This is a genomic window from Marivita sp. S6314, from assembly GCF_023015985.1.
In the GTDB taxonomy this organism is placed as follows: domain Bacteria; phylum Pseudomonadota; class Alphaproteobacteria; order Rhodobacterales; family Rhodobacteraceae; genus Marivita.
The window spans coordinates 365,472-384,590 of the sequence record NZ_JALKAO010000002.1; the positions used below are offsets into that span (position 1 = coordinate 365,472).

The 19,119-nt window shown below is 60.7% G+C and carries 27 protein-coding genes; 10 read left to right on the plus strand and 17 right to left on the minus strand.

All coding sequences use genetic code 11. The features are described from left to right. Positions 1 to 36: 36 nt before the first annotated feature. Together MWU54_RS06225 and MWU54_RS06230 are read left to right on the plus strand one after the other, a co-directional pair. On the plus strand, positions 37 to 354 hold the full coding sequence (locus tag MWU54_RS06225; RefSeq protein ID WP_247081530.1) for a TraR/DksA family transcriptional regulator: 318 nt from the start codon (positions 37 to 39) through the stop codon (positions 352 to 354). Positions 355 to 585: 231 nt separating this feature from the next. Then, on the plus strand, positions 586 to 768 hold the full coding sequence (locus MWU54_RS06230; protein ID WP_247081531.1) for a CTP synthetase: 183 nt from the start codon (positions 586 to 588) through the stop codon (positions 766 to 768). Here MWU54_RS06230 and MWU54_RS06235 read toward each other — a convergent pair. Further along, entirely contained in the window at positions 759 to 1,214 is a 456-nt protein-coding gene (locus MWU54_RS06235; protein ID WP_247081532.1) for a low molecular weight protein-tyrosine-phosphatase, read from the minus strand. The genes MWU54_RS06230 and MWU54_RS06235 overlap by 10 nt on opposite strands. A gap of 50 nt (positions 1,215 to 1,264) precedes the next feature. On the opposite strand from MWU54_RS06235, the gene MWU54_RS06240 reads away from it, so the two are divergent. Then, positions 1,265 to 1,957: an NAD-dependent deacylase gene (locus MWU54_RS06240; RefSeq protein WP_247082192.1), complete on the plus strand. Its 693-nt coding sequence runs from the start codon at positions 1,265 to 1,267 to the stop codon at positions 1,955 to 1,957. A 26-nt stretch (positions 1,958 to 1,983) separates the two neighbouring features. On the opposite strand, the gene MWU54_RS06245 is transcribed toward MWU54_RS06240, so the two are convergent. From MWU54_RS06245 to parA, 9 genes are all read right to left on the minus strand, one after another. Next, complete coding sequence (locus tag MWU54_RS06245) at positions 1,984 to 2,451, minus strand: copper chaperone PCu(A)C (RefSeq protein WP_247081533.1); 468 nt, start codon at positions 2,449 to 2,451, stop codon at positions 1,984 to 1,986. A gap of 40 nt (positions 2,452 to 2,491) precedes the next feature. Then, positions 2,492 to 2,857, minus strand: a complete 366-nt coding sequence (locus tag MWU54_RS06250) for a hypothetical protein (protein WP_247081534.1) — start codon at positions 2,855 to 2,857, stop codon at positions 2,492 to 2,494. Positions 2,858 to 2,945: 88 nt separating this feature from the next. Next, complete coding sequence (gene rpmB, locus MWU54_RS06255) at positions 2,946 to 3,236, minus strand: 50S ribosomal protein L28 (protein WP_247081535.1); 291 nt, start codon at positions 3,234 to 3,236, stop codon at positions 2,946 to 2,948. Positions 3,237 to 3,668: 432 nt separating this feature from the next. Beyond that, complete coding sequence (locus MWU54_RS06260; protein ID WP_247081536.1) at positions 3,669 to 4,478, minus strand: alpha/beta hydrolase; 810 nt, start codon at positions 4,476 to 4,478, stop codon at positions 3,669 to 3,671. Next, positions 4,475 to 5,464, minus strand: coding sequence for a methylmalonyl Co-A mutase-associated GTPase MeaB (gene meaB / locus MWU54_RS06265; RefSeq protein WP_247081537.1), 990 nt, complete (start codon positions 5,462 to 5,464; stop codon positions 4,475 to 4,477). The genes MWU54_RS06260 and meaB overlap by 4 nt, the downstream gene beginning before the upstream one ends. Before the next feature lie 63 nt (positions 5,465 to 5,527). Next, a complete protein-coding gene (locus tag MWU54_RS06270) occupies positions 5,528 to 6,079 on the minus strand; it encodes a hemerythrin domain-containing protein (RefSeq protein ID WP_247081538.1) in 552 nt (183 codons plus the stop codon). A 47-nt stretch (positions 6,080 to 6,126) separates the two neighbouring features. Then, the gene (locus tag MWU54_RS06275; RefSeq protein WP_247081539.1) at positions 6,127 to 6,534 is read right to left on the minus strand and encodes a universal stress protein; all 408 of its coding nucleotides are present in this window, start codon (positions 6,532 to 6,534) and stop codon (positions 6,127 to 6,129) included. An 85-nt stretch (positions 6,535 to 6,619) separates the two neighbouring features. After that, positions 6,620 to 7,465 carry a DUF6206 family protein gene (locus MWU54_RS06280; protein WP_247081540.1) on the minus strand — a complete coding sequence of 282 codons (846 nt, stop codon included), beginning with the start codon at positions 7,463 to 7,465 and terminating at the stop codon, positions 6,620 to 6,622. Positions 7,466 to 7,495: 30 nt separating this feature from the next. Beyond that, complete coding sequence (gene parA / locus MWU54_RS06285) at positions 7,496 to 8,137, minus strand: ParA family partition ATPase (protein ID WP_247081541.1); 642 nt, start codon at positions 8,135 to 8,137, stop codon at positions 7,496 to 7,498. A gap of 96 nt (positions 8,138 to 8,233) precedes the next feature. On the opposite strand from parA, the gene MWU54_RS06290 reads away from it, so the two are divergent. After that, positions 8,234 to 8,722 (plus strand): pyridoxamine 5'-phosphate oxidase family protein, encoded by a 489-nt coding sequence (locus MWU54_RS06290; protein WP_247081542.1) that lies wholly within the window; start codon positions 8,234 to 8,236, stop codon positions 8,720 to 8,722. An 11-nt stretch (positions 8,723 to 8,733) separates the two neighbouring features. Here MWU54_RS06290 and MWU54_RS06295 read toward each other — a convergent pair whose 3' ends face one another. Both MWU54_RS06295 and MWU54_RS06300 read right to left on the minus strand, forming a co-directional pair. Further along, positions 8,734 to 9,150 (minus strand): DUF4864 domain-containing protein, encoded by a 417-nt coding sequence (locus MWU54_RS06295; RefSeq protein WP_247081543.1) that lies wholly within the window; start codon positions 9,148 to 9,150, stop codon positions 8,734 to 8,736. Positions 9,151 to 9,229: 79 nt separating this feature from the next. Beyond that, the gene (locus tag MWU54_RS06300) at positions 9,230 to 10,807 is read right to left on the minus strand and encodes a lysine--tRNA ligase (protein WP_247081544.1); all 1,578 of its coding nucleotides are present in this window, start codon (positions 10,805 to 10,807) and stop codon (positions 9,230 to 9,232) included. Between the two features lie 127 nt (positions 10,808 to 10,934). Here MWU54_RS06300 and MWU54_RS06305 point away from each other — a divergent pair, with 127 nt between their 5' ends. Next, the gene (locus MWU54_RS06305) at positions 10,935 to 11,360 is read left to right on the plus strand and encodes a tellurite resistance TerB family protein (protein ID WP_247081545.1); all 426 of its coding nucleotides are present in this window, start codon (positions 10,935 to 10,937) and stop codon (positions 11,358 to 11,360) included. A 20-nt stretch (positions 11,361 to 11,380) separates the two neighbouring features. Here MWU54_RS06305 and dacB read toward each other — a convergent pair whose 3' ends face one another. The 3 genes from dacB to MWU54_RS06320 all read right to left on the minus strand — a co-directional run bounded on the left by dacB (position 11,381) and on the right by MWU54_RS06320 (position 14,375). Beyond that, positions 11,381 to 12,889: a D-alanyl-D-alanine carboxypeptidase/D-alanyl-D-alanine-endopeptidase gene (gene dacB / locus MWU54_RS06310; protein WP_247081546.1), complete on the minus strand. Its 1,509-nt coding sequence runs from the start codon at positions 12,887 to 12,889 to the stop codon at positions 11,381 to 11,383. Positions 12,890 to 12,962: 73 nt separating this feature from the next. Then, positions 12,963 to 13,586, minus strand: a complete 624-nt coding sequence (locus MWU54_RS06315) for a nicotinate-nucleotide adenylyltransferase (RefSeq protein ID WP_281495992.1) — start codon at positions 13,584 to 13,586, stop codon at positions 12,963 to 12,965. A 3-nt stretch (positions 13,587 to 13,589) separates the two neighbouring features. Next, the gene (locus tag MWU54_RS06320; RefSeq protein WP_247081548.1) at positions 13,590 to 14,375 is read right to left on the minus strand and encodes an enoyl-CoA hydratase; all 786 of its coding nucleotides are present in this window, start codon (positions 14,373 to 14,375) and stop codon (positions 13,590 to 13,592) included. Between the two features lie 56 nt (positions 14,376 to 14,431). Between MWU54_RS06320 and MWU54_RS06325 the strand changes: the two genes are divergently transcribed. Next, the gene (locus MWU54_RS06325) at positions 14,432 to 14,854 is read left to right on the plus strand and encodes a PaaI family thioesterase (protein ID WP_247081549.1); all 423 of its coding nucleotides are present in this window, start codon (positions 14,432 to 14,434) and stop codon (positions 14,852 to 14,854) included. Between the two features lie 83 nt (positions 14,855 to 14,937). Here the strand turns inward: MWU54_RS06325 and MWU54_RS06330 are convergent, their stop codons facing one another. Continuing rightward, positions 14,938 to 15,165: a DUF1127 domain-containing protein gene (locus MWU54_RS06330; RefSeq protein ID WP_247081550.1), complete on the minus strand. Its 228-nt coding sequence runs from the start codon at positions 15,163 to 15,165 to the stop codon at positions 14,938 to 14,940. 135 nt (positions 15,166 to 15,300) lie between these two features. On the opposite strand from MWU54_RS06330, the gene MWU54_RS06335 reads away from it, so the two are divergent. From MWU54_RS06335 to rpsI, 4 genes are all read left to right on the plus strand, one after another. Next, entirely contained in the window at positions 15,301 to 16,698 is a 1,398-nt protein-coding gene (locus MWU54_RS06335; protein WP_247082194.1) for a PLP-dependent aminotransferase family protein, read from the plus strand. 85 nt (positions 16,699 to 16,783) lie between these two features. Then, a complete protein-coding gene (locus MWU54_RS06340) occupies positions 16,784 to 17,308 on the plus strand; it encodes a GNAT family N-acetyltransferase (protein WP_247081551.1) in 525 nt (174 codons plus the stop codon). Between the two features lie 175 nt (positions 17,309 to 17,483). Further along, on the plus strand, positions 17,484 to 17,948 hold the full coding sequence (gene rplM / locus MWU54_RS06345; protein ID WP_247081552.1) for a 50S ribosomal protein L13: 465 nt from the start codon (positions 17,484 to 17,486) through the stop codon (positions 17,946 to 17,948). After that, the gene (gene rpsI / locus MWU54_RS06350; protein WP_247081553.1) at positions 17,948 to 18,436 is read left to right on the plus strand and encodes a 30S ribosomal protein S9; all 489 of its coding nucleotides are present in this window, start codon (positions 17,948 to 17,950) and stop codon (positions 18,434 to 18,436) included. Before rplM ends, rpsI begins: the two co-directional genes overlap by 1 nt. A gap of 72 nt (positions 18,437 to 18,508) precedes the next feature. On the opposite strand, the gene tsaA is transcribed toward rpsI, so the two are convergent. After that, positions 18,509 to 19,009 carry a tRNA (N6-threonylcarbamoyladenosine(37)-N6)-methyltransferase TrmO gene (gene tsaA, locus MWU54_RS06355; protein ID WP_247081554.1) on the minus strand — a complete coding sequence of 167 codons (501 nt, stop codon included), beginning with the start codon at positions 19,007 to 19,009 and terminating at the stop codon, positions 18,509 to 18,511. Between the last annotated feature and the right edge of the window lie 110 nt (positions 19,010 to 19,119).

A 19,119-nucleotide genomic window follows, 5' to 3' on the forward strand; every position in this document is an offset into this window, starting at 1 on the left:
CCATGCTGCATAAACCGTACTGCAAGGAGACAGCCGATGGACATGACGCAGCAAAGGAAAATCCTGATGGACCGGCGCGCCGAAATCACCGGCGATCTGCGTGACATCGAAGACAAACTTGACGACCCCATGCCCAAGGATTGGGAAGACAGGGCGTCCGAACGGCAGGGCGACGAGGTGCTGGAAGCGCTTGGGAACACCGAACTGGAAGAGCTGCGCCGGATTGATGCGGCCTTGGCGCGGATCGAGGATGGAAGCTACGGCATTTGTCCGAAATGCGGTGAGGCGATCTCGGACGAGCGACTTGAGGCCGTGCCAGAGGCCGCGCTGTGCAAGCGCTGCATGGGCAGCTGACCCGGTACCTTTTTCTAAAGCGGAATGACAGTTTTCTTCGTCGCGTCGCGCGGTCACCCTGTTGACCGCGCGGCGTTTGCACGCGTGGCGATGCCCACTCAACATCACGCGCAAATTGCACGCCTGTATCCGCCCAATCGCACCAATCCAGCCCGCTGAATTGATCCGGGTCAAAGTGGCCATATCGCGGATATGGAATATTGGAGCCAACACATTTGTTTGGAGGCTGTTATGCTGAGGCTCGCTGGTATTCTGTATTCTCTTATCGCCACAACAATGGCGGGCACCGCCGTGATTGCGGTGTTGACAGCCGGGTATGGCACGCTGGTTCCGATCCTTGTCGGGGCGGCCGCCGGGGCCGTGCTGGCCTTGCCGGTCTCGTGGTACGTTGCCCGCGCGCTGTATCAGACCTGAGGGCGCGCGCCCGAAAGCTCTGCCAGCAAACCGTCGGCGCAGGCTTCGATCAGGGCAAGGGCTCCGGTGAAGTCACGCGTGTAATACGGGTCGGGGACGTGGTCCGCGCCACTGTGCCGGGCGTAATCGGTAAACAGCACCACGGGCGCCGAAAGATCGGCCAGATCCGCCGCGTTCTGCGCGTCCATGGCGACAATCAGATCAAACGCGGTCGCATCTGCAGGTGACACCTGTCGCGCGCGCAGCGATGACATGTCATACCCGGCCGCCCGGGCGGCGTCTTGCATCGGGCCGTAGGGCGGTTTGCCCACATGCCAACCGGCGGTTCCCGCACTGTCAAGTGTCACATCAAGGCCAAGCGCCTGTGCCTTGGCGCGGGTCACGGCTTCGGCTGTTGGCGACCGGCAGATATTGCCGAGGCACACAAAGAGGATACGATGGGTCATGGCGCACCTAACCCCAGGGGCGCAGCAGAGGAAAGACCCGGATGCGCAAAATGGACACCATCGTTATTCTGACCGGAGCCGGGATTTCCGCTGAAAGTGGTCTGGGTACATTTCGGGACGAAGGCGGACTGTGGGCGCAGCACCGGATCGAGGATGTGGCCACCCCGGAAGCCTTTGCCCGCAACCCGACCCTTGTGCATCAGTTCTACAATGCCCGCCGTCGTCAGGCGCGCGCGGCAGAGCCGAACGCGGCGCATGTCGCGCTGGCCCGATTGCAGGCCAATTGGCCCGGTCAGACTCTACTGGTGACGCAGAACGTGGACGGTCTGCACGAAAAAGCAGGCGCGGAGGTTCTTCACATGCACGGGGCCTTGGCAGGTGCCTTGTGCGCGGCTTGTGATCATCGCTGGGACGCCCCGGAGACAATGTCAGAGACCGACACCTGCCCCGCCTGTGACACCTCCCACACACGACCGGACATCGTCTGGTTCGGAGAAATGCCCTATCACATGGAGCATATCCTGGAGGCGCTGCACGGCTGCGATCTGTTTGTTGCAATCGGCACGTCGGGACAGGTGTATCCGGCTGCAGGTTTTGTCGAAGAAGCGCGGATGGCAGGTGCGGCGACGGTGGAACTGAACCTGCGCGACAGCGACATGTCGCATGCGTTTGACACCCATATCGTTGGTCCGGCCAGCCAGACAGTCCCACGCTGGGTCGAAGATATGCTGTCAGGGAAGTGAGGCGGGGTTGCCCCCGCCAAACGGGGTTAGCTGTCTGAACCGTGGGACATCGTCGCGTGGTCCTGACGCTCCAGATCAACGGGCACCTCGACCGTGATGTCGCCTGCGTTCTCAAAGGTCAGCGTGATCGAAATCGCGTCGCCATGGTTCAGGCCCTGCGTCAGCCCCATGAGCATCACGTGCTTGCCGCCGCGCTTCATGGCGATCTCACCATCGGTGGGCAATGCGAATCCTTCTTCCACATGCATCATTTTCATGACGCCATTGGCGTCCTCCAGATGCGTGTGCAATTCGACCCGCGCCGCCGCGGCGCTGCTGGCGCTGACAAGGCGATCCGCTTCACCACCCTTGTTGTGAATCATCATGAACGCGGCACCGGTTTTGGAGTTCGGTGTCGCGGCACGTGCGTAGGAATCGTGGATTTCAATCTCGGCAAAAGCCGGAACAGCAAAACACAGGGCCGCCGCCCCGGAGAGAAGCATGGTTTTCAACATGGAGAGTTCTTTCTGTTTGAGTCGTTGGAAGGTTTGGACATCAAACAAAAAAGGGCGGACCTCTTGCCTGCGAGGCCGGGGCCGGTTGTTCTGCCGCGCGCGCGGCGGTCCGGCTGGTCCAGACGCGTTGCCAAAGATCGCTGCGCAGCGCCTCAGGCGTGGTGACGCTGGTGTTGGCAAAGAACGCGAGCGCATAATCGGGACAGACCATCACCCCGCCCGTCGGGACGCCGTTTTCATCAAAAAGGATGTGAACGGGGCCGGATCCGGTACAGATCACCATGGTGTCGACAGCCGGGGCCTGCCCGCGGGCCGCGGCAAGCTGCACGCTGGCGACCGCAATCACCAGCACAAGGCCCCATAGCGTAAAGAAGCGTGTCAGGCTGCGCATAGCACCGAGGTACACGCCCGGTCCTGACGCGCAACGCGGCAAAAGGAAACAGCCCCGCCCGGGCGACCCGAACGAGGCTGAATTTTCCAGATGCGGAAGGGGCTTAGGCCTGGGCGGCCTGCGCCTTTGCGATCTCTTTTTTCACTTTCAGCGCGTTGGCAGACAGTTCCGTATCCTTGGCTTTGGCAAGGAACTTGTCGAGACCACCACGGTGGTCAACACTGCGCAACGCATGCGCCGAAATGCGCATCTTGATGCCACGGCCGAGTGTTTCGGACTGCAGCGTCACGTCGTTCAGGTTCGGCAGAAAACGCCGACGTGTCTTGTTGTTGGCATGGCTGACATTGTTGCCAGTCATCGGGCCTTTACCGGTCAGTTCGCACACACGCGACATGGGCTCATCCTCGTTCTATCAAAGGGGGACGATCAGACCGTCCGCCAATATGAAAGGGCGCCGTCTGGCAGCGCCCGGAATCTCGTTGGCTGTCCTTAGAGGGATGCGGGTGAGGCGTCAAGTGGGGAGCCGGGAAATGATGTCGAACCGCCGCTGGCGGTCCGACAGAAAGGGGCGTTGCCCCTCTGTCGCCTGCGGCTCCATTCACCCCAAGGCATTTTTCAAACAGAGACTTCAGGATTTGTTTACCATTATTCTGTCAAATCGACCTGCGGTACAGGCGGAGGCGCCGATGGCCGCAAACGGAGACGCCCCCTGCCATCGTGCAGGGGGTGCATCTTTGCAAGGTCTCTGTTTTCCAAATACCTCGGGGGAGGCCGCAGGCCGGGGGCAGAGCCCCCTCTGCTCCGGCTTGGGGACACAATCGGATGGTCAGGCAGGTAAGCCGTCCTGCAACGCCGTGACCAGCACCTCCATGAACCCGCGATGGTTGTCCAGCATCATGGCGTGTCCGGCATCTGCCACGATCAAGGGGGCTATGCCGTGGGCTTTCAGACGTTCCGGATCAGGTGTGTCCGGGGTTGGCGTATTGCCCAGGTTCTGTTCGCCCAGGACGAAGCTTTTGGGCATGGCAAGCGACACGAAGCGGTCAAAGAAATCTCCGGGCAGATCGACCAGTGCTTTTGCATTGGCATAAATCCCCACGGGATCAGCCTGTCGCCAGCCGGACACCAGCCGGTCCGCCCCCACCGCACCGGCAATCGCTTTCTGGCGCAGATTAGACATCAACGATGGGTAGCCGTCTGCCAGAAATGCTGCCTTGCCCTTTTGCGATACGCGCAGGGACATCAGACCACCACCCGGTTCGATATTGCCTTCGCCCACGATCAGACGGCGCACCCGGTCGGGATGCGTCAGTGCGAGGACGATCCCAACGGTGCCTCCCATGCTGTGGCCAACAACGTCGATGCTCTGGATGCCAAGGTGATCCAACACGCGGATGATGGTCGCGGCATGGGCGCTGAGGGCGTAGTTGAACCCCTTGGGGTGGTCGGATTGCCCTGAGCCAAGGTAGTCGAGAAGAATGCACCGGCGGCCGTGCAGCGCGGGATCGGCGGCAACCGCAGCGAAACCGGGTGCGACCGGCATGCTCAGCCCCGGCAGGAACAGAATTGGATCGCCGGTGCCGATGTCGAGCCAGCGAATAGCGGCGTCATACTCGTCGAGATACAGGACGCTCACGAGGCAGGCCCCCTGCCCTCAAGCTGCGCCAAGACCTTGTCGGCGGCCTGACCCGGGGTTTGCTTGCCATCCTCGACCTGAAGGCCCAGCGCATCGATGATGCCCTTGATCGGTTCGCGCTCCAGCCGCGCGAGGACGGATTGGCGCAGCTCTGCTTCAAACCAGTAGCGCGATTGGGCTGCGCGGCGCGACAGGAAATGGCCGTGTTCGCGCCGCCAGTCGGCCAGCGTTTTCATCTCGGCCCACGCGGTTTCAAGTCCCTCTTCGACCAAGGCTGACACCGTCATCGCCTTGGGAAAGCCATCGGGATCCTGCGGGCGCTTGCGCAGCAGGCGCAGCGCGCCGGCGTAATCGGCACAGGTGCGCGTGGCGGCGGCCTTGAGATCACCGTCGGCCTTGTTGACCAGGATGATATCGGCCATCTCCATGATGCCACGTTTGACACCCTGCAGTTCATCCCCCCCGGCAGGGGCGAGCAGCAGCAGGAACAGGTCAGACATTTCCGCCACGACCGTTTCGGATTGACCAACGCCGACCGTTTCGATCAGCACGACATCGAAGCCTGCAGCTTCGCACAGGTCGATGGCTTCGCGGGTGCGGCGGGCAACGCCGCCCAGATGGGATTGCGACGGAGAGGGGCGGATAAAGGCGTTTGGATCGCGGGCCAAGTGCTCCATCCGGGTCTTGTCGCCCAGAATGGACCCGCCGGAGCGGGCCGAACTGGGATCAACCGCCAGCACAGCGACCTTCAGCCCTTGCCCGGTCAGCATCATGCCGAAGGATTCGATGAAGGTGGATTTGCCCACGCCTGGTGTGCCGGAAAGGCCGATGCGCAGGGCCTCTTTGCCGTGGCCGCGCAAGGTATCGAGAAGCTGCATCGCGTGCTGGCGATGGTCCGCGCGGCCGCTTTCAACAAGGGTGATGGCCCGCGCCAATGCGCGCCGTTCTCCGGACAGGATGCGGCGTGCCAGATCGTCGATATCCATGCAGAAAGCTCCGTCTTGGTTTGACGGCAGATGTGGCATGGGCGCGCCGGGCAAGTAAAGGGATCAGCTTAACCCATCCGGCCCGTGTTTGAGAATCACCGGCACGATCAGCTCTTCCTCGTCGATCAAGTGACGGTTCAGCAGGGATTGAAAGGTCAGCAGGTTTTCGCGAAACGGACCGGCCTCTTCGTTGCCCCGGATCACCGCGTTGGCACCGTCGGCAAACCGGTTGAGCAGCCCGTCCATCGCGTGGTGATCGGAATCCAGCAGGGTAAAGCCCCGCTGAAGGCCCGGTTCCTTGCCACTCAAAAGCGGGAAGTAATGGTGATCCTCGATCTGATGATGTGCGTGCAGGTTCTGCAAGATTGCGGACCCGGTGCGCGACAGGCGACCGTGATAGGTTTGCTCGTCGATCTTCCGGTCCGCGACGCGTTCCGTATCGCGGATCAGTGTCGTCAAAAGCGTGCGAAACATCAGATGGCGGTCAAGCCAGAACGCCACCAGCCCCGCGAAATTGTCATGCGTGGGCCATGTGTCGCGCGGATAGCTTTCCAGCAAGACGCGCAACGCATCGGGCAGGCCCGTCCGTGTGTCCAACGCCAGGTTGTTTGTCATGCGCAACTCCTGGCGTCAGGACGTGCGCCAAACAGCCCGGATGTCAATCACCGCAGGACATGTACGGCGCAATTTGCGTGCCGCACCACATGGGTGGCTGTTGAGCCCAGCAACAGGGTCTGCATGCCGGGACGGTGGGACGCGACGACGATCAGGTCTGGTGAATGCTCTTCGGCGTAGTCGAGAATCGACCGCCCCGAATGCCCTTCGATGACAGCGGCGACGGCCCCTGCCTCGGAGGCGATGCGCTCCATTTCGTCGTCGATGGCCTTGCGCGTGGCCGCGATGATGTCAGCGGAGATGTAGCTGATGGCATAGCTGGGAACGGCTTCGACCACGTGCAGCAACGTGATCCGCGCGCCGTCATCGGCCAATTTCTTGGCCACCGAAATGGCGTGTGCGGCGCGATCGTCTTCGCCGTCAAGTGCGATGGGAACAAGGATATTTTTGTACATCAGACCCCTCCTAATTCGCTGATGCCACAATGGTATCGCAAACGGCGGGCCGCCACATTGATCCGCATCAGATGGCGATCCTGTCTCAGGACACGTTTGGTTCGCCCTGCAAGCCCAGCAGCTTTCGAAATCCGGTCCAGTATCCTGGCAAGCGTGGGGGCTCCTGCAGCTGCGGCAGCGCCTCGTCCGCCCAGCGCGCCATGCGACGGGTGCTAAAGTCGCGCCCCCAGGTCAGGTAGGCGTCGGCATCATCGGGGCGCAGACGGCAGGCCGACCCGACCAGCCCGACCACCGTCTCTGGCGCGGAGTACCATTCGTCCTGAATGCCGGTGACCTTGGTTTGCAGCAGCGGCCCCACCCAACGCATCAGTGGTTTGTCGGAAAACTGCAGCAGCAGCTTGCCCATTTCATCGCGGCTGTAATGGATGAGCGGCGGGAACGTGTCGAAGAACAGGGCCTTGCCATCGAGATAGGCGAAGTTGCGGATCGACGGGTGAAATCCGATGCGGGTGTCGAATTGATCCGCGTTGTTCCAGAAGGTGGCGATCACATCGCCTGCCGCTTCCATCATCTTGAGCGTGTTGTCCAACGACGCCGCCTGCATCTGCGGGCGCATCATCGCATCCGAGGGAAGCGCTTCCTGGACGATCACCGGAATGCGCCCCCCCGGCATATCGAGCAGATGAAATTCAGTGTCGGGCAGTGCCACGCCAGCGGTGTTGAGCGCGACAACGTAATCGTCGTGGCACTGCGCCAGACGGTCAAGCGCCACGGCATCCGGCAGGCCGCGATAGATCTTGATCACCTTGTCGGAAAACGGCCCCGACGCGGGCCGGAACGGTGCGCAGAAATAGCCCAGTTTCGAGACGGTCTGGCCCCGCGACGCGCTGTCGGCGCGGATCACCTCTTTGAGGGCGTCAAGATCGGTCATGGTGCTGGCTCCGGCAGTGTTGGACTGCGTTTACCCGTTTGACAGCACCTCTGCCACCTCTGACGTGAGCGCATCCACTTCGGCCTGTGCCGGTGTCTTGCGTCCTTCGGCGGCGCCCCGGCCCTGCCCCAGCGCTTCGGCATAGATCACCCGGTTGGCCAGTTGGGCCTGCGCGATGCGCGCTTCGAGCGCTTCGGCGGCTTGCGCCACTTCGGCCCCCAGGTTCGTGTTCTTGCGCGCGCGGTTCAGCACCACCAGCGTGTCCTTGCCTTCGCGCCGCGCCAGATCAAGCACACCTTCGGTGGCCCAAAGGTCGACATGGCTGACGCTGACCGGCACCACCACCAGATCCGCGACGCGCAAGGCCGGGCGCAAATCGCTGTCGGCTTTGGGTGGGGTGTCGATGATGACGATGTCATGGCTGTCGGACAGTTTGCGCACCTCATAGGTGATGCCCCAGGCCGACGAAGTGGCAAATTCGAGGTTTTCGAAAGGTCCGGTTTCATTTTCGATGCGTGTCATGAACCAGCGGCCCAGACTGCCCTGCGGATCAATATCCACCAGCGCCACGCTTTTGCCCTGACGCAGGAAACCGATGGCAAGATTGGCCGACACCGTGGTCTTGCCAGAGCCACCCTTTTGTTGCGCTACTGTGATGACATGTCCGGTCATTGCATCGTCCCCCGATTCGGGCAAAGCGTACGGGGCATATTGTGCAGGTGCAGCATAAAAATTGACACACCCGCGATTGTGGAAAGGTTTGATGCCATGAAATCACCCATTCGACCCGTGGATGACGAGGCCCGCGCCATGGTGCGGGATGTGATGCAGTCTGCCCGATTTGCAGCGCTTTCCTTGATCGACCCGGACACAGGCGCGCCAATGGTCAGCCGGATTGCGCTGGTGGAGGGACCGGATCGCATCCCCCTGAGCCTGATTTCTGATCTGAGCCAGCACAGCGCTGCACTGCAGAAAACGCCGGTGTGTTCGCTGCTGATCGGGGAACCGGGCGCAAAGGGGGATCCGCTGACCTATCCGCGATTGAGCCTTCAGGCGGAAGCCGGTTTTGTGCGACATGGCGATGTGGCACATGCGCGGTTGGCGCAGGCATTTCTGGCCAAACAACCAAAAGCAAAACTGTATATCGGATTCGCCGACTTTGCACTGGTGCGCTTCACACCGCTTGGCGCGCATCTGAATGGCGGGTTTGGTAAAGCCTATGTGCTCGACGCGTCAGACCTTACCGACACTCCGTAACAGCGCACAATTTACGCCGAAACATCCGGGGCTTGCAGGATCTGAACGCCAGCAATGCGCCATTCGCCGTCGATCTGCTGCATCCGGTAATCAAGGTAGTGCAACGCGCCATCCGCGTCTTTGACGATCACCATTTGATACAGACCACCGGCAATCGCGCGCAGGTCGCCGAAGACCACGTCTTCGGGGCGCCAGACCATCGGGTAGCCTTGTTGCACCATGCGGCCGAAATTGTCGGATGATCCGAACATGTTTCGGATGCTTGGGCTTGCAAATGTAAACGCGGTTTCGAAATCGTCTTTCAGGAACGCGTCGATCTGGTTCTGGATGGTTGTCTCGATCGCCGGTTCCGGCGACAGCACGTCCTGCGCCCAGACAGCACCGCTGACAGATGCGGCCAGAGCCAGTCCAATTATGAGTTTACGCATTAAGCTCCCTCCCTTTGGCTGTTTCTAAGGTAGGGCGCGCGGCAGGTCGGACAAATCTGTCCGACCTTGGGGCGTGTGATTAGCCAAGCTCTCCGGCCAGACCTTTGCGGATCAGCGCCACGGTTTCCGCAACTCCGTAGAGCGCAATGAAGCCACCAAAACGCGGGCCTTGGGACTGGCCCAACAGCACTTCGTACAGCGCCTTGAACCAGTCGCGGAGCGGGTCGAACTCGTGTTCCTTGCCCACCGCGAAGACCAGCGTTTGCAGGGTTTCGTCGTCGGTCGCACCGTCATGCGCCTCAAGCCGGGTGGCCAGATCTTCCATCGCGGCGCGCTCTTTGTCGTTTGGTGCGCGGTAGGTCTTCGTGGGTTTCACGAAGTCATTGTAGTAGCGCACCGCAAACCCAGCAGCCTGATCCATATCCGGGTTCGTTTCCGGCGACGCATCAGGCGCATAGCGCTGGATAAAGCCCCACATCGCATCCTTGTCCTCGGCACCGGCAGCCGACGCGAGGTTCAGCAGCATCGAGAACGGGACAACCATCTTGGATTCCGGCACGTCACCGGAATGAATGTGCCAGACCGGGTTGTTCGCCTGCCCTTTGGCGTCCTGCGTTGGATAGGCGCGCAGTTGCTGGTGATATTCGTCCACCGCCTTGGGGATCACGTCAAAATGCATCCGCTTGGCCGTCTTGGGCTTGAGATACATGAAATAGGACAGCGATTCCGTGCTGGCATAGGTCAGCCATTCGTCGATGCTGACACCGTTGCCGGTGGTTTTGGAAATCTTGTGACCATCCGCATCCAGGAACAGTTCGTAAGTGAAATGTTCCGGCTTGCGCCCACCCAGGATTTCGCAAATGCGGTCATAGATCGGCGTGTTGGTGCTGTGGTCCTTGCCGTACATTTCAAAGTCCACGTCCAACGCCGCCCAGCGCGCGCCGAAATCGGGCTTCCACTGGAGTTTGACGTTGCCGCCGGTGACCGGCAGTGTGATCTCGCGCCCGTCTTCATCATCGAACGTGATCTCACCCTTGGCCGCATCGACGTTCTTCATCGGCACGTAGAGCACGCGACCGGTGTCGGGGTGGATCGGCAGGAAGATCGAATAGGTCTCGCGCCGCTCATCACGCAGCGACTTGAGCATGACGGCCATCACGTCGTCATACTTTTCACACGCGCGCAAAAGCACCTCGTCAAACTTGCCCGAGCGATAGAACTCGGTGGACGAGATAAACTCGTATTCGAACCCGAACGTGTCCAGAAACCGGTTCAGCATCGCATTGTTATGCGCGCCAAAGCTGTCATGTGTGCCGAACGGGTCGGGCACGTCCGTCAGCGGGCGCTGCAAATGCTCGCGCAGCATCTCGGGATTGGGCACGTTGCCCGGCACTTTGCGCATGCCGTCCAGATCATCCGAGAAACAGATCAGCTTGGTCGGGATGTCCGAGATCACCTCGAACGCGCGCTGGATCATTGTTGTCCGCGCGACTTCGCCAAAGGTGCCGATATGCGGCAGGCCGGACGGGCCATACCCGGTCTCAAAAAGCACATATCCCTTTTCGGGCGGCTTCTTCTCGTACCGTTTGAGCAACCGGCGCGCCTCTTCAAAGGGCCAGGCCTTTGAGGTCATTGCAGCTTCGCGCAGATCAGACATTGCTCACGTACTCCGATTGAGACCAGTGCCGGGGGTGGCACGGTTTAAAGCGCACTCCCTATTGCGGGGGCGCGGGCGGGTCAATAAGTTGGATGGTGCCTGCCCTCCAGTCCAGAAAGACAATGCCGTGCCAGAAAACGCTCCCCACCCGCTTAGCCCGCAGGATTGCCTTGTTGCATTGATGATCGCGGTCTCTGCCTCAGACGAGAGCATTCGCACTGCCGAATTGGTCAAGATCAACTCTGCGGTGAACAATCTGCCGGTTTTTGCGGAATATGACGAAACGCATATCCCGATGATGTCCGGACTGGTGTTTGAGTTGTTTGAACAGGAAGACGGGCTGGATGCCCTGTTCGGCCTGATCCGCGACAGCCTGCCAGAGCGTTTGTTCGAAACCGCCTATGCGCTTGCCTGCGACGTGGCGGCGGCGGACGGTACGCTGAACGAGACCGAACTGCGCCTGCTGGAAGAGATTCGCTACGAATTGAACCTTGACCGCCTGCACGCCGCCGCCATCGAACGCGGATCGCGGGCGCGGCACATGCGGCTCTGAGCGGTGCGTCGCCCTGATCGCTAACTGTTGTAGACGATGCTCCACCGGGCGAGCATACGCTGCTGCAGTTTTCGCGCCTGCGTGTTGTAGGTCTTGCCGCCCGGAGGCCGTTCGCGTTCCTCGCGGCTGAGCGCATCGCGCCGGGGCAGGTCAGCCGAGAAATACGCAAAAGCCAGTTCGGTCCCGTCCGGCAAATCCACAAAACCGCCCAGACCGCTGACAAAGTTCAAGGTGCCCGTCTTGGCATGCACCTTGACCGGATGATCCTCGATCACCTTGCGGTCTTCGGTGCGCAGCGGATGCGCCTTGAGCAAGGGTTTGATCCCCATCACCTTGCGCGCGGCAATCAGGGCCTTGACCATATCACGCGCGGACAAGCGGCTGTCATCCCCCAGGCCGGAGTGGTCCTCCAGCGCGGGTGATGTCATGCCAAGCGTCTCCTTGGCCCAGGTGTTCATCGCGTCAGCGGACATCTTGAGCGATGTCGCAGATCCAAGGCGCGCCGTGGTGGCGGTTAATCCCACGCATTCTGCGGTGACATTGGTTGAATATTTCAGCATATCGCGCAGCACGATCCGCAACGGCGCGCTTTGATGCGCGACAAGCGGCGTTGTTTCCGCTGGCAATGCGTCGATCTGTTCGGCGGCTTTCAGCACGATCCCGTTCGACCGCGCGAGGATCTGAAACACTTCGGCGGCATAAAGCGCGGGCTTGCGCACGGGCAGCCAGCGCGATCCATTCTTGCCAAGGGCCGACCGCGCAACGGTCCAGGTGTCGTGGCTTCCCCCATCGGCATAGGTGTAGATCGGATATTTCCGGGGCTCGATCCGCATCCGCGCAGTTCGGACCGCCGGGCGCAGGGTTGCGGACCGCGCGTCCATTGCAACCGAGTAGCCATCAGACCCGCGCTTCCATTCGAAATGCACGCGGTTGAAGTTCAGGTTAAGCCCGGACAGGCCCGGATTGTACCCCACCTGATGCGGTTGTTCGCTGTCGATGTCCTTGAGATACGGCAGCGCGCCGGACCAGACCAGAAAGCGCCCCGTCACCTCGGTCAGGCCGACCTCGTCGCGCAGGCGCTTGGTGATGTCGGCCAGTGCATCGGTGTCGAGCGTCGGATCGCCACCCCCGGCAAGAATGAGATTTCCGTCCAACCGGCCATTCACAACAGGGGCGGTGCCCAGCACACGTGTTTCGAAATGATACCCCGGCCCCAGCACATCCAGCGCGTAACAGGCCGTCAGCGCCTTGGCGACGCTGGCGGGCGGCAGCGCGCGCAGCGGATTGTGCGATTCGAGCACCAGCCCGGTTTTGACATCCGCCACCTGCACGCTGACCTTGCCGTTCAGCCCGGATTGCGCGACCAGTTCCGACAGTGGCGCTTGATACGCCTTGAGCAGATCGGTTTCGCGCGCCGTTGGGCGCAGCGACGCCAAAGGGGCCAAAGCGGATTGCGCCATGACCGATTGGCCCAGACCGGCAAAAGCCAGCCCTCCAAGCAGCGCGCGACGTGAGAGTTCCCGTGTCATGGCAGCGATCTAACCTTATGCGTGAGGCGCGTACAAGCGGCTGAGGTGAGTTATCAAGCGACGGTGAACGCGATCAGCTTTGCTGCCGCGCAGCGTCGGCCTGCCACCCCCCCTTTGCCCGGATTTCGGACGAGCTGACCGGCCGCATCGGCATGTTCACAAAACACCAGCATGGCGGCGGCTGGAGCGCAAGAAGATGCGACGCCCGCCCGGGCAGACGCGCATCGCGGTATTGGCGGGCAGCGCGCGAATGCAGGGCGGATTGCCGCCAGCCCGGACGTGCCAGCACGCCAACGGGCACGGATTGCAGAATGTCTTCCCATCGGTCCCAGCGGTGGAATTGCTGCAAATTGTCAGCGCCCATCAGCCAGACGAACCTGACACCGGCATGCGCGCGTTTCAGCGCTGCAATGGTTTCGGCGGTGTAACGCGTGCCGATCCGCGCCTCGAAATCGCTGACGTGCACGCGCGGATCACGCATCACTGCGCGCGCATGGGCCATGCGATCTTCCAAGGGCGCTGGCCCGCGCGACTTGAGCGGGTTGCCCGGCGAAACCAGCCAGATCACACGGTCCAGTGCGAACCGCTTTAGTGCAACGCGGGTCAGATGCGCGTGCCCGTCATGCGCCGGATCAAACGATCCGCCCAACAGGCCGACTTTCATCCCGGCACGCAAAGGGAACGATGGGCGGAACAAAGGTTATTGCGTCCAGTCCGGCGACCGCTTTTCCAGAAAAGCGGCGATGCCTTCCTCTGTATCGCGGTACAGCATGTTTTCGACCATGACATCGCCGGTATAGGCATAGGCCTCGTCCAGTGACATTTGCGCCTGTTCGTAGAATGCCTGTTTGCCGATCTTGACGGCCGCGCCCAGCTTACTGGCCACAAGGCGCGCAAGATCTGCCGTTTCCGTGGCAAGCTGATCACCCGGCACAACCTTGTTGATCAGCCCAAGCGCTTCGGCGCGGTCGGCGTCGATGAACTGCCCCGTCACCAGCATCTCGAACGCCTGTTTGCGCGGGATATTGCGCGACAGCGCGACCATGGGGGTGGAACAGAACAGGCCGATATTCACGCCATTCACACCAAACCGCGTGCCTTGGGCCGCGACGGCCATGTCGCAGGATGCCACCAACTGACATCCCGCCGCCGTCGCAATGCCGTGCACCTGCGCGATCACCGGCTGGGGGAGCTTCTGTACTCCGGTCATGACCCGTGCGCACCGCTCAAACAGGTCTTTGAAATACGCCTTGCCACCATCTTCGGCCTGCCGCCCGGCTGTCATCTGTTTCAGATCATGCCCGGCGCAAAAAGCTTTGCCTGCGCCCGACAGGACAACCATTCGAATGGATCTGTCATCCTGCAACGCATCAATCTGGTCCTGCAGCGCGGCGAGCATTTCGTCGGACAGTGCATTCAGACGCTCTGGAGCGTTCAGTCGCAGATGACACACCGCGTCCGTGTCGTGACGTTCCAAGATTTTCATCTTGTCCTCCCAGTGACTTGGCGCAACTCTAGCTGCTGAATGCAGGGGAGGAAAGCATGGCGATCAAAGTAGCTGCGGACGAGATGGCGTCCTTTCTGGATGAGGTTTTTCCGCAAGTGAAAGGCATGTTCGGGATTGATCGTCTTGATGACGACCTGCTGGTGATGCGCTTGCATGCCTCGGATCAGCACCTGCGCCCCGGCGGCACGGTTTCGGGTCCCGCAATGTTCAGCCTGGCCGACGTTGCCGCCTATGTCGCCACCATGTCGCGGATCGGAAAAGAGGCGCTGGCGGTGACCACCAATTGTTCGATTGATTTCATGCGCAAACCCGTGGCCGGTGCGGACATTCTTGCCCACGCCACGGTCCTGAAACTGGGTCGGGCCCTGAGCGTCACCGATGTATTGCTGTATTCCGAAGGACAGGACGATCCCGTCGCGCGCGCGACCCTGACCTATTCTCTCCCACCAAAGCGGTGAGGGCGCGTGGGTAACGCCGGAACGAAAAAAGGGGCGCAAAGCCGGTCTTTGCACCCCAAGGAACGATCTGACTGACGCAGGGATTACGCCCGCCAGAACTTACGGTTGGCCTCTTTGGTCGCGGTCAACCGATCCATGCCGATGTCACGCAACAGGTGATCATCAAGCTGTTTGAGATGGCCACGCGTCCTGCGACGTTCGGACCAGTGCGTGAGGGTCACCGCGACGCGCAACGCCACGACAGCCAACGGGGAAAGTGTTGTCTGCTGCCCAAGATACGAAAGCTGGGGGGCGTAAGATGCGCGTGTCATGGTGTGCTCCTCAAATGTATTGACACAATTTAACAGAATCATGATAGATAGAGGTCAATCACGATACAAAATGCGATACATTGTACCGCAACCCCTATCCAGAGAAAGATTGTGCCCGATACAATTTCATCGACAATTGCCCCCGACAGGATCGTCGCCCTGCCCCAGTCCGGCAACGGCCCCAAGTACAAACGCGTCGCGGATGCGATACAATCTGCCATCCGGTCAGGCGACCTGAAAACCGGGGATAAGCTGCCTCCGGTGCGGGAACTGGCGTGGTCGCTCGGCATCACCCCCGGTACTGTTGCGCGCGCCTACACGCTGCTGACCGATGCGGGGCATGCCGTGGCAGAAGTTGGTCGCGGCACCTTTGTGGCAGGCGGCCCCGCCCCGCGTGCGCCACTGCCGCGCGAATATGTGTCGGTGCCGATTGTTGATGGCAAGCTGTCACTGGTCAGCCCGCAACTGCCAGATCTCGGGCAGATTGCGCTTCTCAAGGATGCCTTTGCGAATATTGGCAAAAACGAACCGGAGCGGTTGATCCACTACCCCACACGCGACGCCTACAAGCCCTTGCGCGAAGCCGCGATCCACTGGTTGCGCAACATTCCGCTGGGTCGCATCGACGAAACCGATGTGGTGCTGGTGCATGGCGCACAGAACGGGTTGGGCGTCATCCTGCAGGCGATATTGCGGGGCAACAACCCGACAATCCTTGTCGAAGATATGGCCTATCCCGGCTTCCGCCGCGCCGCCGATCTGTTGCGCGCAGATGCGGTCGGGTTGCCCAGTGATGACAAGGGCATTCTGCCCGACGCGCTGGAGGCCGCCATCCGCCGAACCGGCGCGCAGGTGCTTTGTACCTCTCCGGATGTGCACAATCCGACGTTGCTGTGCACACCGTCCGAGCGCAGGCGGTCGATCGCCGAAGTGTGTCGCACGCTGGATATCCAGATCATCGAGGATGATTGCTACCGTCGCACGGACAATACCGCGCCCAGCTATCGCATCCTTGCGCCCGAGCGCACCTGGCATGTGGCCTCGATTTCAAAGGTATTGACCCCTGCCCTGCGCCTTGGCTTTGCCGTGGCCCCCAGAGGGCGCGGGCCGGATCTGAGGCAGGTGGCAGAACACGGGTTCTTTGGGCTGGCACAGCCGCTTGCAGAAGTGGCCGAACACATATTGACCAGCCCCGAAACCGAACGGATCGTGACCGAGATCCGTGCGCATATGGCAGCCTATGTCCGCGTCGCCGTGAACGCGCTTGGCAGCTATGACCTGACCTGGCACGAGGACGTCCCGTTCCTGTGGTTGCACCTGCCACAAGGCTGGCGAGCGGCGTCTTTTTGCCGAGCGGCCGAGGCGCGCGATATCCAGATCCGGTCTGCAGACGAGTTTGCCCTGCGCGACGGACGCGCGCCGCATGCGGTGCGTATTGCCGTTAATGCCCAGATTCCATTGGAACAATTCGAAACGGCGATGCATCAACTCCGCGATTTGCTGCAGCACCCGCCGGAACAGATAAGTGTCTGATTAATCCGTGAAATGCTCAAAAAATAGTCGCGGCCATTCAGATCGGGCGATAGGCTGTGCAAGCGACTCACCCTGAAAGCCCTTCATGCCATTGGACATCACCCTTTCTTTTGCACAGGACACGCCTGATCTCGAAGAGCTTTCCGACGTTCTGACCGAGTATTACGGCCAAATCCAGGAACGCCTGATGAATGTCGGCGGGCCGCGGTTCAGCATCGAACAAGAAGTGCAGCAAGGCATCGAATCCATCGATACGTTTCTGCCGCCAAACGGAGCCATCGTTTTTGCCCGGGACAGTTCCGGTTTTCTGCTTGGGTGTGGGTTCATGCGGCTGCTCGACGCCAATCGGGCCGAGCTCAAGCGTCTTTATGTGCGCGATCTGGCCCGCGGGTTGGGTCTTGGGCGCAGTTTGATCGAACAGCGCATCGCCAAAGCCCGGGAAATGGGTGCAACAACGATCTACGCTGATACCATCCGTGGCAACAGCTCGATGCTGGCGTTGTATGATCGGCTCGGCTTCAGCAGCACAACCCGATATGACGGCAATCCGCATGACGCCGCGATGGACCCCTACCTGGTTTTCCGCAAACTGGAGATCGGGACCACGTAAAACACCGTTTTGCGATGGGGTACAATAATACCTTATTTTTAAGCTATTGTTTTTCATGAGTTAATTTGAATGTCGCGCGCTTGACTGCGATTTTGCAATCCGTATAACCCGCCCATCGAATGCTCGGGGCGCGGTATGCCCTGATTCACCAATCAAACGTCAGGGTACTCCCAAGATGAAAACCTATTCTGCAACACCGGCAGATATCGACAAGAAATGGATCATCATTGACGCCGAAGGCGTCGTGCTGGGCCGTCTCGCGTCGATCGTTGCCACTCGCCTGCGTGGCAAGCACAAGGCGACCTTCACCCCGCACATGGACACAGGTGACAATGTCATTGTGATCAACGCGGACAAGATCCAGTTGACCGGCAACAAGCGTCAGGAAAACTACTACTGGCACACCGGTTACCCGGGCGGCATCAAGTCCCGCACCAAGCAGCAGATCCTCGAAGGCGCGCACCCCGAGCGCGTGGTCCAGAAAGCGGTTCAGCGTATGCTTCCGGGCAACCGCCTGTCGCGCAAGATCATGACAAACCTGCGCGTTTACGCCGGTGCCGAGCATCCGCACGAGGCGCAAAGCCCCGAAGTGCTGGACGTGAAGTCCATGAACTCCAAGAACACACGGACGGCGAAATAATGGCTGAGCAACTCAATTCTCTTGAAGATCTGAACGCCGTTGCTGGCGTTGAAGCAGCTCCGGAAGTTGTTGAAACACCGGCCGAACCCCAGCGTGACGATCTGGGTCGGTCCTATGCCACAGGCAAGCGGAAAGACGCGGTTGCCCGCGTTTGGATCAAGCCGGGCTCCGGCAAGGTCAACGTGAACGGCAAGGAAATGAACGTGTATTTTGCACGTCCGGTTCTGCAGATGATCCTGCGCCAGCCGTTCGACGTGGCCGGCGTTGCCGACCAGTTCGACGTGATGGCAACCGTCAAGGGCGGCGGTCTTTCGGGTCAGGCCGGCGCGGTCAAGCACGGCATCTCCAAAGCGCTGCAGCTTTACGATCCCTCCCTGCGTGGCGCATTGAAAGCCGCTGGCTTCCTCACGCGCGACAGCCGCGTTGTGGAACGTAAGAAATACGGTAAGCGCAAGGCGCGTCGGAGCTTCCAGTTCTCCAAGCGTTAATCGCTTTACTTGTACCGACTTTGGAAAGGCCGTCCTTCGGGGCGGCCTTTTTCGTTTGTGCCGACGGATATTCTACATACGGTCCGCGTCTTTTGGCGGTGCCTTGGGTGTAAATTCACACCGCGATGGCTTGATGTCGACAAGTGGCGTTCCGTCAAGACAATCCAACCCTCGCACCACCAGTACTGGCCCCTCTTGCCGGACAAGCCGTACGCGGGACAATCCGATCGGGTTTGGGCGCACGGGCGATCGCAGCGCGAAAGTGCCCACGGTTTTGCCTTTGCCCTTGGGCGATTGCAGCACGAGATCGCGGCGCGACTGGTGCAGCCAATACAACACGTCAAGGTGGTCATAGGCCTCGATGCCGTCCAATGCCGCCTGCCAGTGCGGCAGCAGTTCCAACCGGCACTCCGGTCCGTCCAGCCGCCCCTGCCGTGGGCATTGGTCACGCGTGCTGAACGGCGTGCGGATGGTGCCGATGAACTGAACCACGACGTCAGGTGACACGGATGAGCCGTTTGACACCTCTCCTTCGCGGAGGTCCGTCGTTGGTGTTTTGTTCGTATCGCTCATGAACCTGCGCCTTGCTTCTTGGTTTGAGATCGTTTTGTGCCGAGACAACCGCATGACGTGTGAACGGACGCGCATCCAGAATGCGACAAATCCGCAAGAACGCAACGCGA

What these genes read in the sequence shown, in the direction of transcription:
- MWU54_RS06270 (WP_247081538.1), bottom strand. Translation starts at nt 6,079, where the DNA reads ATGACAAACAACCTGGCGTTGGACACACGGACGGGCCTGCCCGATGCG.
- parA (WP_247081541.1), bottom strand. Translation starts at nt 8,137, where the DNA reads ATGACCGGACATGTCATCACAGTAGCGCAACAAAAGGGTGGCTCTGGC.
- MWU54_RS06330 (WP_247081550.1), bottom strand. Translation starts at nt 15,165, where the DNA reads ATGACACGCGCATCTTACGCCCCCCAGCTTTCGTATCTTGGGCAGCAG.
- MWU54_RS06240 (WP_247082192.1), top strand. Translation starts at nt 1,265, where the DNA reads ATGGACACCATCGTTATTCTGACCGGAGCCGGGATTTCCGCTGAAAGT.
- MWU54_RS06290 (WP_247081542.1), top strand. Translation starts at nt 8,234, where the DNA reads ATGAAATCACCCATTCGACCCGTGGATGACGAGGCCCGCGCCATGGTG.
- MWU54_RS06225 (WP_247081530.1), top strand. Translation starts at nt 37, where the DNA reads ATGGACATGACGCAGCAAAGGAAAATCCTGATGGACCGGCGCGCCGAA.
- MWU54_RS06320 (WP_247081548.1), bottom strand. Translation starts at nt 14,375, where the DNA reads ATGAAAATCTTGGAACGTCACGACACGGACGCGGTGTGTCATCTGCGA.
- MWU54_RS06340 (WP_247081551.1), top strand. Translation starts at nt 16,784, where the DNA reads ATGCCATTGGACATCACCCTTTCTTTTGCACAGGACACGCCTGATCTC.
- MWU54_RS06275 (WP_247081539.1), bottom strand. Translation starts at nt 6,534, where the DNA reads ATGTACAAAAATATCCTTGTTCCCATCGCACTTGACGGCGAAGACGAT.
- rplM (WP_247081552.1), top strand. Translation starts at nt 17,484, where the DNA reads ATGAAAACCTATTCTGCAACACCGGCAGATATCGACAAGAAATGGATC.
- MWU54_RS06235 (WP_247081532.1), bottom strand. Translation starts at nt 1,214, where the DNA reads ATGACCCATCGTATCCTCTTTGTGTGCCTCGGCAATATCTGCCGGTCG.
- MWU54_RS06280 (WP_247081540.1), bottom strand. Translation starts at nt 7,465, where the DNA reads ATGACCGATCTTGACGCCCTCAAAGAGGTGATCCGCGCCGACAGCGCG.
- tsaA (WP_247081554.1), bottom strand. Translation starts at nt 19,009, where the DNA reads ATGAGCGATACGAACAAAACACCAACGACGGACCTCCGCGAAGGAGAG.
- dacB (WP_247081546.1), bottom strand. Translation starts at nt 12,889, where the DNA reads ATGACACGGGAACTCTCACGTCGCGCGCTGCTTGGAGGGCTGGCTTTT.
- rpmB (WP_247081535.1), bottom strand. Translation starts at nt 3,236, where the DNA reads ATGTCGCGTGTGTGCGAACTGACCGGTAAAGGCCCGATGACTGGCAAC.
- rpsI (WP_247081553.1), top strand. Translation starts at nt 17,948, where the DNA reads ATGGCTGAGCAACTCAATTCTCTTGAAGATCTGAACGCCGTTGCTGGC.
- MWU54_RS06295 (WP_247081543.1), bottom strand. Translation starts at nt 9,150, where the DNA reads ATGCGTAAACTCATAATTGGACTGGCTCTGGCCGCATCTGTCAGCGGT.
- MWU54_RS06230 (WP_247081531.1), top strand. Translation starts at nt 586, where the DNA reads ATGCTGAGGCTCGCTGGTATTCTGTATTCTCTTATCGCCACAACAATG.
- MWU54_RS06300 (WP_247081544.1), bottom strand. Translation starts at nt 10,807, where the DNA reads ATGTCTGATCTGCGCGAAGCTGCAATGACCTCAAAGGCCTGGCCCTTT.
- MWU54_RS06245 (WP_247081533.1), bottom strand. Translation starts at nt 2,451, where the DNA reads ATGTTGAAAACCATGCTTCTCTCCGGGGCGGCGGCCCTGTGTTTTGCT.
- meaB (WP_247081537.1), bottom strand. Translation starts at nt 5,464, where the DNA reads ATGGATATCGACGATCTGGCACGCCGCATCCTGTCCGGAGAACGGCGC.
- MWU54_RS06325 (WP_247081549.1), top strand. Translation starts at nt 14,432, where the DNA reads ATGGCGATCAAAGTAGCTGCGGACGAGATGGCGTCCTTTCTGGATGAG.